Below are 12,210 nucleotides of genomic sequence, written 5' to 3' on the forward strand. Positions count from 1 at the left end.
TCAATCCCCCTCAATATTTTTCAATTCCTTCTCCCGTTTTAAGAAATCAATAATTTCCTCATAAAACTCCTTTTTAATGGCTGCCTTTCTTAGAACCTTCCATTCTTTAATCACTTCTCCCTTCTCTTTCATTTTTCTAATTACGTACTTTACCCTTCTCAAACGGAAATCCTTCTCTGATTCCGAAACTTGTTCAATGAACTCCTTCGTTTCTGGCAACTTATCCAAATGGTTTTCCAATAGGGCTCTCTCTCCAATGCGGTCTCCAAGTGTCTTTACTGTAATTCTTATGGGCTTACCGCTTTTATTATTTATATCCTCAACCACCTTATGGACCTTCTTTAATACTTCTTGGTCTCTTTCCAACCAATTAACACGGTTATTTATTGTTTCAACCTTTTGCCGTTTTGGTGAATTTACGTTCAGCCAATTTCTATCGTTCCTATATAAGAAAGCGTACACCGCTGGTCCTTTCTTTCTCAATTGGGTTTTCGAAAGGTTAGGATATTCCTTTTGCAACTGCATCCATTCACTTCGACGTTTATTTACCAAATCATTATCTTTATGAACTTCCTTCTTTGAATCACTTCCGCTATTATTTTTTTTCTCATATTTAATTACGGTATTGGTATCCACAGCTAATCTCCGAGCAATCTCCCGATAACTCAATCCAACACTCAACAAAGATTGTAGCTCTTTCTTCCAAAGGGAACCGAAATCTATTATTCGAGTATATTTGTAACGATCTTCTTTATATTGATCTCTCCCTTTCCTTGTATAAGAAAAACCACAAGTAGGACAAGTAAACCGCCCAATTGGCTTCTTCGTCTTCTCACATCTTCTAATCGTGACATCTTTAATAACACTTTCCTTATAGTCTGGACATAAGGCATTTAAGCAAGGCCAATTCGGATAACCAAATGGATTATTTTCAAATGAAGTTACCCAGGGAAAGCCTTCCTAGTAGTGTTATCCTTTCTGAAACACGTTGGCCCTCTTGTGAAGTGCTTCAACAGGGATTATTGATTTGGTAAGGATTATTTGAATTCTAACTAAGCGTTTGATTAAATCTGGTTGACGTACCAACGGTACGTTTTGCCTGTCTTTGAGAAACAAAAAACACGAGGAAAATTAGATGTAATTCCAGTTTTCACTCGTGTTTTTACTTTTTTCTTTGGCTTTAACAACAGGAAGATAACAGTGCACCTTACGATTACCAGTACCATCGGTACTTCCTGCATACCTACCCTTAATAATTTTTATATTTATTTATTTTTTTATGGGCGAGGCACTTCCTTGGGGCTTGTTACACATTAGAGGACGTGCGGCTTCCCCCCTTATATCTGGCTACAGTGTACCCCCTTTAAAGATATACAAAGGGATGCCCCAACTCACAGAGGGAATCCTGTGCCTTGCAATGAAACTAGGTGCGACCACTGTTCCACATAAAAAGCCTCGCAGATACATCCATATACCGGATACACCCACGAGGCTTTATGCAAACTTTTTTCTTCTTAAGCAGACTTTTTTATCATTCTGCACACTTTATTTTGTTTTAACAACAAAAATCTATTCCTACTAAACCCCTATTCCACAGTCACACTTTTCGCTAGATTTCTAGGCTTATCAACATCACAGTCACGATGTAATGCAGCATAGTAAGCGAGAAGCTGTAATGGAACGACAGAGACAAGAGGTGTTAATAATTCGTGTACTTCTGGAACGATGAAACGGTCTTCTTCTGTGTCCAGACCTTTCATTGAGATGATGCATGGGTTTGCACCGCGTGCTACGACTTCCTTCACATTTCCGCGAATGCTCCAGTTTACATTTTCTTGAGTCGCAAGGGCAATGACAGGTGTTCCCTCTTCAATTAAAGCGATTGTTCCATGCTTTAATTCCCCTCCTGCAAAACCTTCTGCTTGAATGTAAGAGATTTCCTTCAGCTTAAGTGCACCTTCAAGACATACGTAGTAGTCAAGAGCACGACCGATAAAGAAAGCATTAGGAGTTACTGTGAAATATTCATATGCCATTTTTTCGAATTCTTCTTTAGAATCCGTTAGAATCCCCATCGCATTGGCTACGATACCAAGCTCATGAATAAGATCAAAATCAACATTTTTGCCTGCCACACTAGCAAGAATAGCTAATACAGCGATTTGAGCAGTATATGCTTTTGTAGAGGCAACAGCAATTTCAGGACCTGCATGCAATAATAATGTATAATCTGCTTCACGTGATAATGTTGATCCAGGAACATTTGTAATCGTTAATGCCTTATATCCAAGCTCTTTCACTTTAACAAGTACCGCTCTACTATCAGCTGTTTCACCACTTTGTGAAATAAAAACAAACAATGGTTTCTTCGATAATAATGGCATGTTATAGCCCATTTCACTGGCTACATGGACTTCAACAGGGATACTTGCCAGCTTTTCAATCAATTGCTTTCCAACAAGCCCTGCATGGTAGCTTGTGCCACAAGCAATAATATAAATACGATCAGCCCCGTTCATTGCATTCACAATATCTGAATCAATCGTTAGGTTGCCATTAATATCTTGATACGCTTGAATGATTTTTCTCATCACAAGTGGCTGTTCATCAATTTCCTTCAACATATAGTGAGGGTATGTTCCTTTTTCAATGTCACTTGCATCAATTAATGCTTTGTATGGATTTCTAGTAATCTTTTCACCTAGTAGATTTTGAATGATGATATCATCTTTCTTTACGACTACCATTTCTTTGTCCATTAACTCAATAAATTGATCAGTTACTTGAATCATTGCCATTGCATCACTTGCGACAACATTGAAGCCTTCACCAACCCCGACAAGAAGTGGACTTTTGTTTTTTGCCACAAAAATAGTATCATCGTTTTCAGCATCTAATAATGCAAGTGCATATGAACCATGAAGAAGTGTCAACGTCTTACGGAAAGCTTCCTCAACATCTAACCCTTCAGAAACGAACTTCTCAATTAATTGAACAATGATTTCGGTATCTGTTTCACTTTTAAGCGCTACACCCTGTAAGTATGATTGCTGCAAAAGAGAATAGTTTTCGATTACCCCATTATGAACAAGTGTAAAGCGATTTGACACGCTTTGATGTGGGTGAGCATTTTCCTTGCTAGGTACTCCATGTGTTGCCCAACGAGTGTGACCAATTCCGATATTAGCCAACTCGTCTGTATCAACAATCTCACGAAGATCTGCAATCCGTCCTTTTTCTTTGAAAACATGAACACCTCGATCATTTTTCACTGCGATTCCAGCAGAATCATATCCTCTATATTCAAGCTTTTCTAATCCTTTAAGCAAAAGTTCCTTTGCGTCCTGATCTCCAATATAACCTACGATTCCACACATTTGTATCTTCCTCCCTAATAAGGGGGGCAAGATTACCAGGAGGCAGTCCTGCCCCCTTATCTCTGTTATTTTTTTATCCACCATTTCTTTTCCCTTTGTCCACTGAGTCACCTCAGATGATTTAAGAAAAAGATAACGACTTTGTGGTAGCCGGAAGGTACCCGCCGAATGCTCGATAAACCTCCACCTCGTCAACTAAACAATTTATTCCGTTCGTTGTTTAGTTCTGGCGCTTTATCATTCTTTTCAACCCTTACCTCACTATCCTCCTCGCCCTTATTGTTTAACCTGACATGGCTCTATTATTGTAGTTTTTTCGTTTATTGCCAATGTCTAGTAAAACATGATAATCATATCTTACTTCGTTTCTATACGTCAAGTATAAACTGTGGAACTTAAATTGAATGACTTTTTCTTGATAACAAATCACTCTGAAATAAAAATATGCATAAGGAAAGGAATTCGTTCCCCTTATGCATATTATTCCACTTATTCTTCAGATAAACCCATTTCTTCTTTTACCACTTGTGCAATTCTGTTTACATATGATTCACAAGCTTCTATCGTTGCCGCTTCCGCCATGACGCGAACCAATGGCTCAGTACCAGAAGGGCGGACAAGGATACGTCCGTTTCCAGCCATTTCACTTTCTACTTCTTCAATAACTTCTTTTACTTTTTCATTATCTGTCACATGATACTTATCCTCGACTCGAATATTCACAAGCTTCTGTGGATATTTTTTCATTTCCCCAGCCAACTCAGATAATGTTTTATTCGTTGCCTTCATAATATTAACAAGCTGTATACCGGTTAAAAGACCATCACCTGTTGTATTGTAATCCAAGAAGATAATATGTCCGGATTGTTCGCCGCCAAGATTATAATTATTATTTTTCATCTCTTCTACAACATAGCGATCCCCAACGGCTGTTTGAATACTTTTAATGCCAACTTCTTCTAAACCTTTATGAAATCCAAGATTGCTCATAACAGTGGACACAACTGTTGACTGCTTGAGACGAGCTTCGGTTTTCATATATTTTGCACAAATAAACATAATTTGGTCGCCGTCAACAATTTCTCCATGTTCATCAATAGCAATAATTCGATCACCGTCACCGTCAAATGCGAGACCTATATCGGCACCTTTTTCTTTAACAAAAGCAGCCAGGCTCTCAGGATGTGTAGACCCCACACCATCATTAATATTAAGTCCGTCTGGAGATGCCCCCATCGTTGAAGTATCAGCTTCTAAATCGGCAAATAAATGAGTAGCTAACGAAGATGTCGCACCGTTTGCACAATCAAGTGCAATGTGGATACCAGAAAAGTCCTCATCTACTGTTTGTTTAAGAAACTGTAGATATTTTTGACCGCCTTCAAAGTAATCATTTACTACACCAAGGTCTCCGCCAACCGGTCTAGGAAGATGATCCTCCGTGTTATCTAATAGCTGCTCAATTTCGGCTTCTTGATCATCTGAAAGCTTATATCCGTCTGATCCAAAAAATTTAATTCCATTATCAGCCACTGGATTATGTGAAGCAGAAATCATGACTCCCGCTTGAGCTCCTAAAGCTTTCGTTAAAAAAGCTACACCCGGAGTAGAGATCACACCTAATCGCATGACCTCTGCACCAATAGATAATAATCCTGCAACTAATGCACCTTCTAGCATATGTCCGGAAATCCGAGTATCACGTCCGATAATCACCTTGGGACGTTCCGTATCCTTTGTTAATACATATCCACCATAGCGACCTAATTTAAACGCTAATTCAGGTGTCAATTCTGTATTAGCAACTCCTCTTACTCCATCTGTTCCAAAATATTTACCCATTCGATTACTCGCTCCTTCTAAAAATGCAATCCTTGCATTTAAATACTTCCGCTATCTTTTTCTGTTAAACGAATTTTTACTTTCTTTTTTGACAGCTCCCATGAAACATCATTTGGCCCATCGACTTCTAAGCCAACTTCATGATCCCCCGGCGATAACCCAGATAAGTCCATGATAATGTTAAAGTCTGAGGCACTTAAATCTTTTAAGAAACTACTTGTTCCATTAACAGTTAAATCAACCTCGCCGCTAGCTGGTGATAAAAATTCCATCGTATAATCATCGCCTAGTCCTTTGTCGCTAACTTTAACATTGTGAATGGTTTTTTCTACTGTTTTTTCACTAATACTTAGCTTAACTTTGGCTATTGCTGGTTCGATTTTATTAACACCTTTAGGCACTTTTATCGGAACTTCGATGACAGTGTCCTTATCATATTTACTTATATCAACATCAACACTTAATGCATTAATGGTTTTTAATAAGTCACTTTTACCGTATATCTTAACATCTTTTGGTTCAGTGGTAATGCTATTTATTACGACACCGTCCATTTCTTTTCCTATAGGATTAACTGAAATTGGTACGGTTTTATTTGGATTTTTCACAGGAATGGTTACCTCAACTGTTCCTGGCTCTACGTTAACATTTAGCTTATTCAAGTTCCTGTCTAATACTTGAACACCAGCATCTCTTGTGATCGTAGAATCTATTTGTCTTTTCGAATCTACCGTTGCTTTCACATAACTGATTTGATCGATCACATCTTTTGCACCGGTTATAGTCACCGTTTTCGGTTCAACCGATGGAGCTTCAGCCTCAAAACCTTCTGCTAAAAGATTTGGATTAAATTCCGCATCCACATTAAATTCCTTGGTTACCTTTTCTTGAACGGTTACCGTTGCATATGCCGGTGTTATCGTAGCTGTCAGCTTATCCGATAAATCCTTACACTTTATCTTCACCTTTTGTGTTCCAATCTTTGCATCAGTTAAATCGATGTAAACTGTAAAATTCCTAAGATTTCTAGTTGACTGCACCAAGCTTTTCGGACCATCTATTTTCACATCGACTGTTTCTGGTGCTCCTGAAACAACAAGGTTTTCCTGGTCATAAATAAGTTCCACTGGCATATTTTGAACAACATCATTGCTTTTTGGACTAACTTCTTTATTTTTACTCGTATTTTCAATACTCACGGATACATAAAGCAGTATAGCCAAGAACATGGCAACAATTCTAATAAACCACTTATTGTCCATAAATTTATCCACGCTTCTTCACCCTCCAATTCCATAATGATGAGGAAGCTTGCTTATTTGTCGATACCATTAATTCTTTTTGCAATATCTCTTTAAAATGATCTAATTTCAAGTCTCTGTGAAGCTCACCATTTTTCGTTAAAGAGATTGCACCTGTTTCTTCTGAGACAACAATGGTTAAGCTATCTGTCACTTCACTAATTCCCAAAGCTGCTCGATGTCTAGTACCTAATTCCTTTGAAATAAATGGGCTTTCAGATAAAGGTAGATAACAAGCAGCTGCAGCAACTTGATTTTTTTGTAAAATGACTGCCCCATCATGTAAAGGTGTATTCGGAATAAAAATATTAATTAGCAATTCCGAAGAAATTTGGGATTTCAAAGGGATTCCGGTTTCGATATAATCACTAAGTCCCGTTTCCCTTTCAATTGAAATGAGTGCACCTATGCGACGTTTTGCCATATAGCTTGTCGCAGTAACAATTGCTTCAATAATTTTTGTTTGTTCTTCTTCCTCCTGCATATTCGCACGAGAAAATATCTTACCTCTCCCCAATTGCTCGAGTGCACGTCGCAATTCAGGCTGAAAAATAATAATGATAGCTAGAAATCCCCAAGTAATGGCTTGTTCCATTATCCAATCCAATGTATGTAAGCCAAAAAAGTTACTTAAACTTCTAACAATCAGAATAACAAAAATCCCTTTTAAAAGCTGTACAGCTTTCGTTCCGCGTATCACCATTAAAAGTTTATATATTACATACCATACAAGGAATATATCTATAATTGTTGAAATATAATCGAAAAAATTGAAGTCTGTAAACGGCATGCTCCATCCTCCATAAGTTTGATATCATATTAGAGCCGCTTTTATTCATTAAACTAAACGCTATTATTATACCACACTTTTACAAACCAATAAAAATAGAGAAACAATTTGTTCCTGTTTGTTTCTCTAATACCTTAATTTATTAGTTTTGTTTTACAAAGCCTATTTATTTGAATCGAAAAAACTTACTACTTCCTTACATCCGCTTTTTATTTGATACCATAACCAATCGAAGACTTCATTAATTTCTTTTATGTCTCCCGTTACATTTCCAGCAGAGGCCATATATTGATCTCCATTAATAACTGTTACATTCCCATCTACTTTTCCTTCTATTCGTAAGTCACCATTTTTGACTATAAGATCACCATTTACTGTCTCTCCTTTAGGTACAATAACGGTATGATCTTCTACTTGTAAATTTGGTTTTTTTGTAAAGGAAAATTCTTGGTTATCATTCCACATGGAGAACATGCTTCCACCCATTAGAATAATAAATAAGGATGCAGCAGCCATAAATGGATGGTGTGATAACCATCGTTTAAATCCGACTTTACGTTTTTCTTTCGGTAATTTTCCCATCACTTTTGATGTAAAATCAGAAGGTGCTGCTATGATTGATGTACTCTTTATTATGGCACTGGTTTTCTTCAGTTCCTGAAAGTGCTTTCCGCATTCCTGACATGTTTGAAGGTGTTTTTTCAGTGCTGTTTCCTGCTCAGGAGTTATGTCCCCATCCAAATATTCATGCATAAAGAGAATCATTTCTTCAGAACAAGTATTCAATTTCGTTCTCATCCTCTCTATAAATTTCGAAGTTGCTTTCTTAAAGCCTCGCGTCCTCTATGAATTCTAGTCTTCACTGTACCAAGCGGCAAGTCTAAAATTTGGCTGATTTCAATTAATGAAAGCTCTTCTAAATATTTTAATACTATAGCTGAACGATATTTTTCTGGAAGTGAAAAAATCGCCATTTGAATCGTTTCGTGTACCTCTAAATCTTCTACTTCTAAATCTGGAGTTTTTTCTGTTGCAGCTATTTGAGAGTACATCGTTAATCCATCGGTTCCTGCTACTTCTGCATCTAAGTAGTAATCAGGCTTTTTCTTTCTAAGACGATCAATACAAAGATTAGTTGCAATCCGATAAAGCCAGGTTGAAAATTTTCTCTCTTGTTTAAAACTGTTAATATTCATGTAGGCGCGTATAAAGGCTTCCTGTGCAATATCTTCAGCTTCATGCGAGTTTCCTAGCATTCGGTAGCATATTTGATACACTTTATCTTTATATATCTCTACGATTTCTCCGTATGCATTTTTGTCGCCTTTTAACACCTGTTTTATTCTCTTTTTTACCAATATGTCCATTCCTATACCCCCGCCCCTAGCGGCTATACATTGTTACGAATGAATAGCAAAAAGGTTTCAAAAAAAGTTCTTTTTTATTTTTATTTTAACAGAAATTTACCAATGGATGTTCGTTTTATTACAAAAATGGGAAATAGTAAAAATTATCAAGTAGATTGTGTAACATACTATACAAAAATAAGATAATAAAAAGCAGTAGTATGTGTCTACTGCTTTTAGATATATTCAAATTATAGTAGTTTTTCTCCAAATAGGGAGCCCATTAGTGCAACTGCTACTTCCGCTGTTCGATTTCTTTCATCTAATATAGGGTTGACTTCTACAAATTCTGCTGATGTAATCATACCGGATTCAGCCAGCATTTCCATTGCTAAATGGCTTTCCCGATAACTGATTCCGCCAAGTACAGGTGTGCCGACTCCAGGGCAATCACTTGGATCCAGTGCATCTAAATCAAGTGATAAATGAACTCCATCTGTTTTATCTTTTAAATAATTGATTGTTTCTTCCATTACTTTTGTCATTCCTAAACGATCAATTTCATGCATCGTATAAACTTTCATTCCTTTGTTCTTTATTAATTCTTTTTCGCCTTCATCAAGATCTCTTGCACCGATAATCACAACGTTTTCATGCTTAATTTTAGGAGCGTATCCGCCAATTTCCGTTAATGTAGGGTGCCCATGTCCTAAGCTTGCTGCGAGCGGCATTCCGTGAATATTTCCCGAAGGTGATGTATCAGCAATATTTAAATCTCCATGAGCATCATACCAAATGACCCCTAAATTTTTATAATGCTTAGATACACCAGATAAAGTACCAATTGCAATACTATGGTCCCCTCCAAAAACAAGAGGAAAATCTCCCTTTTGTACAATTTCATCAACCTTAGAGCTTAAAATCGTATTTCCCTCAGCAACCGCTTTCAAATTTTTCATATTTGTTTCAGGATCATGTAAACGTTCTGCAGCACCAATTTCAATATCTCCAAGATCTGTTATCTCGTAGCCCAGCTTTTCTAACCGCTCAACTACATCTGCATATCTAATTGCACTTGGCCCCATATTCACGCCTCTACGAGCTTGCCCAAGATCCATAGGAACTCCCAAAATCGTAATTTGTCTTTTCATATATATACATACCCCCTTATGCCTTGTATCTCTATTTTAATACTTCATAATCTTCTGACTCAACTCGACAACTTTGTGTATATATATGCATTACGAAATTGAAGTTTGGTAATCAAACTTCTTCCCCTGGTACAAACAGCGTTATTAACTTCATTTTTTTAAATCCTCCTTCCAGATTAAAACACCATCGTCCTCATCAAATTCTATAACTACGTCTGCTACTCCCTTTTCTGCCATAATTTTTTCTTCTAGACGATCTTTAATATCATCTGCTTCTGCTATTGTTAAACTTGGATCAATTTCGATTTCTACTTCAACGTGCAATTCTTCACCTTCTTTTATGACAGTAATATCTTGAATATCTTTTACACTTGGATCCTCCATAACCATATTTCCTATTTTTTCTTCCATCTCCTCATCTGCCTCTCCTAAAGCACCAGCAGCATTATCTAAAAAAACCTTTCCAACAACAAAAAACATCATGATTCCGATTAATATTGAAGCAATGCCCTCGGCCTGATGGAAAGGAGTAAGTCGGGAAGTAATAACTGCAATAATAGCTAAGAGACCACCTGCTGTCGCAACTGAATCCTCCATAAATACGAGCTTGGTGGCAGGCTTTGCCCTACTGAGATACTTTATGCTTTGAAATAAAATGCCTGTCCCTTTTGCCTCTACTCCTGCCTCATGGACAATCTCTTTCATTGCTTTGAACAACACGAATGATTCAAGTAAAACAGCAGCAACAAGAACAGCTATATTTAAAAGAAAGCCTTGTGATTTTGTTGGATGTAAAATATGATGAAAACCTTCCTTAATGGTTTCAAAAGACATAATCCCTACAATCAATACTGCTCCAAGAAGGACTAAATTAACAAGCCTGCCAAAACCGTTTGGAAAACGATCCGTAGGCGCTTTTTTACTTAATGCCGATCCAATAAATACAAAAAATTGATTTGCTGCATCTCCAAGACTATGCATCGTTTCAGCAAACATAGCTACGTTTCCGGTAATAAAGAAAGCAATTCCCTTTATTATTGAAATGATCGCGTTGATAATCGCTGCTAACATTGCAGATTTATTTCCATGCTTTAAAAGTTTTATGATTTCTCCCATTTATGTACCTCTCGTTTTTAAATTTTTTTACGTTTTTAATTGGCTTTCCTAAAATTCCTGTAGGGTATGCGTTCTGAAAATTATACTCCCTATAGAAATCTCTTCACGTATATCCTGCAGGCAATTTTATTAACAATTATTGAGATAGTTGTTTAAAGATATTTTTTGCAAAATAAAAGCCTTAAACCTAAAAGGTTTAAGGCAATTAATGTTAATTTTTTTGTAAAGTTCATTTACATCTAAATTTGATGAGCCATGAAGGACTCGAACCTTCGACCCTCTGATTAAAAGTCAGATGCTCTACCAACTGAGCTAATGGCTCGTATTAGTTATTTCTTTACTATGTAAATAACAATTCTTAACTTTGTGCATCTACGACGTCCTGATCTCAGAAAGATTATTCAAGATGCTGCTCGATCAGTACGCTGTTGCTTTGCTTCGGAGCTTATTCGATCGTGCTCTACCAACTGAGCTAATGGCTCAAAAAAAAAAAATGGCTGGGCTAGCTGGATTCGAACCAACGAATGACGGAGTCAAAGTCCGTTGCCTTACCACTTGGCTATAGCCCAATACATGAAAAAGGGACATTCATAGTATGTCCGATTCAATCAAATTATACTAAAAAAATGGTGGAGGGGGACGGATTCGAACCGCCGAACCCTGAGGGAGCGGATTTACAGTCCGCCGCGTTTAGCCACTTCGCTACCCCTCCATATAAATGGTGCCGGCCAGAGGACTTGAACCCCCAACCTACTGATTACAAGTCAGTTGCTCTACCAATTGAGCTAGGCCGGCAAATATATTAATTTGTTTTCATCTGATTTTTTACATAAAAAATGGTGGAGGATGACGGGATCGAACCGCCGACCCCCTGCTTGTAAGGCAGGTGCTCTCCCAGCTGAGCTAATCCTCCACGGAATATATGTATCTATAATGGTGACCCGTACGGGATTCGAACCCGTGTTACCGCCGTGAAAGGGCGGTGTCTTAACCGCTTGACCAACGGGCCAATCTATTTTTTAATTGGTAAGCTTCCAACCGGGCTCGAACCGGTGACCTCTTCCTTACCATGGAAGTGCTCTACCTGCTGAGCTATGGAAGCAATGGCTCCGCAGGTAGGATTCGAACCTACGACCGATCGGTTAACAGCCGATAGCTCTACCACTGAGCTACTGCGGAATAATATTAATCCGGCAACGTCCTACTCTTGCAGGGGGAGAGCCCCCAACTACCATTGGCGCTGAGAAGCTTAACTTCCGTGTTCGGGATGGGAACGGGTGTGACCTT

8 protein-coding genes, 8 tRNA genes, 1 rRNA gene and 1 pseudogene are annotated in these 12,210 nt (G+C 37.8%); all 18 read right to left on the reverse strand.

Annotation, left to right across the window (positions count from 1 at the left end; genetic code table 11):
- A pseudogene (locus tag ACQKP0_RS23620) lies at positions 1-924 on the reverse strand (TnsD family Tn7-like transposition protein); the annotation flags it as partial.
- Between the two features lie 662 nt (positions 925-1,586).
- Positions 1,587-3,377, reverse strand: coding sequence for a glutamine--fructose-6-phosphate transaminase (isomerizing) (gene glmS, locus ACQKP0_RS23625; protein ID WP_427408270.1), 1,791 nt, complete (start codon positions 3,375-3,377; stop codon positions 1,587-1,589).
- Between the two features lie 489 nt (positions 3,378-3,866).
- The gene (gene glmM / locus ACQKP0_RS23630; RefSeq protein ID WP_427408271.1) at positions 3,867-5,219 is read right to left on the reverse strand and encodes a phosphoglucosamine mutase; all 1,353 of its coding nucleotides are present in this window, start codon (positions 5,217-5,219) and stop codon (positions 3,867-3,869) included.
- 38 nt (positions 5,220-5,257) lie between these two features.
- Positions 5,258-6,493: a CdaR family protein gene (locus tag ACQKP0_RS23635; RefSeq protein WP_427408272.1), complete on the reverse strand. Its 1,236-nt coding sequence runs from the start codon at positions 6,491-6,493 to the stop codon at positions 5,258-5,260.
- Entirely contained in the window at positions 6,486-7,310 is an 825-nt protein-coding gene (gene cdaA / locus ACQKP0_RS23640) for a diadenylate cyclase CdaA (RefSeq protein WP_427408273.1), read from the reverse strand. Before cdaA ends, ACQKP0_RS23635 begins: the two co-directional genes overlap by 8 nt.
- A 162-nt stretch (positions 7,311-7,472) precedes the next feature.
- Positions 7,473-8,108 (reverse strand): zf-HC2 domain-containing protein, encoded by a 636-nt coding sequence (locus ACQKP0_RS23645; protein WP_427408274.1) that lies wholly within the window; start codon positions 8,106-8,108, stop codon positions 7,473-7,475.
- 5 nt (positions 8,109-8,113) lie between these two features.
- The gene (sigW, locus tag ACQKP0_RS23650) at positions 8,114-8,677 is read right to left on the reverse strand and encodes an RNA polymerase sigma factor SigW (RefSeq protein WP_427408275.1); all 564 of its coding nucleotides are present in this window, start codon (positions 8,675-8,677) and stop codon (positions 8,114-8,116) included.
- Between the two features lie 230 nt (positions 8,678-8,907).
- On the reverse strand, positions 8,908-9,807 hold the full coding sequence (rocF, locus tag ACQKP0_RS23655) for an arginase (protein ID WP_427408276.1): 900 nt from the start codon (positions 9,805-9,807) through the stop codon (positions 8,908-8,910).
- A gap of 150 nt (positions 9,808-9,957) precedes the next feature.
- On the reverse strand, positions 9,958-10,923 hold the full coding sequence (locus tag ACQKP0_RS23660; RefSeq protein WP_427408277.1) for a cation diffusion facilitator family transporter: 966 nt from the start codon (positions 10,921-10,923) through the stop codon (positions 9,958-9,960).
- A gap of 249 nt (positions 10,924-11,172) precedes the next feature.
- Positions 11,173-11,245, reverse strand: a tRNA-Lys gene (locus ACQKP0_RS23665).
- A 172-nt stretch (positions 11,246-11,417) separates the two neighbouring features.
- Positions 11,418-11,492, reverse strand: a tRNA-Gln gene (locus ACQKP0_RS23670).
- A gap of 58 nt (positions 11,493-11,550) precedes the next feature.
- Positions 11,551-11,635, reverse strand: a tRNA-Tyr gene (locus tag ACQKP0_RS23675).
- A gap of 7 nt (positions 11,636-11,642) precedes the next feature.
- Positions 11,643-11,718, reverse strand: a tRNA-Thr gene (locus ACQKP0_RS23680).
- A 42-nt stretch (positions 11,719-11,760) separates the two neighbouring features.
- A tRNA-Val gene (locus ACQKP0_RS23685) sits at positions 11,761-11,836 on the reverse strand.
- A 21-nt stretch (positions 11,837-11,857) separates the two neighbouring features.
- Positions 11,858-11,932, reverse strand: a tRNA-Glu gene (locus tag ACQKP0_RS23690).
- 20 nt (positions 11,933-11,952) lie between these two features.
- Positions 11,953-12,025: transfer RNA gene (locus ACQKP0_RS23695), tRNA-Thr, on the reverse strand.
- A gap of 2 nt (positions 12,026-12,027) precedes the next feature.
- Positions 12,028-12,102 (reverse strand) — tRNA-Asn (locus ACQKP0_RS23700).
- 9 nt (positions 12,103-12,111) lie between these two features.
- Positions 12,112-12,210: ribosomal RNA gene (gene rrf / locus ACQKP0_RS23705) — 5S ribosomal RNA — on the reverse strand; the annotation flags it as partial.

The sequence above is a fragment of the Heyndrickxia sp. NPDC080065 genome (genome assembly GCF_050281185.1).
In the GTDB taxonomy this organism is placed as follows: Bacteria; Bacillota; Bacilli; order Bacillales; family Bacillaceae_C; genus Heyndrickxia.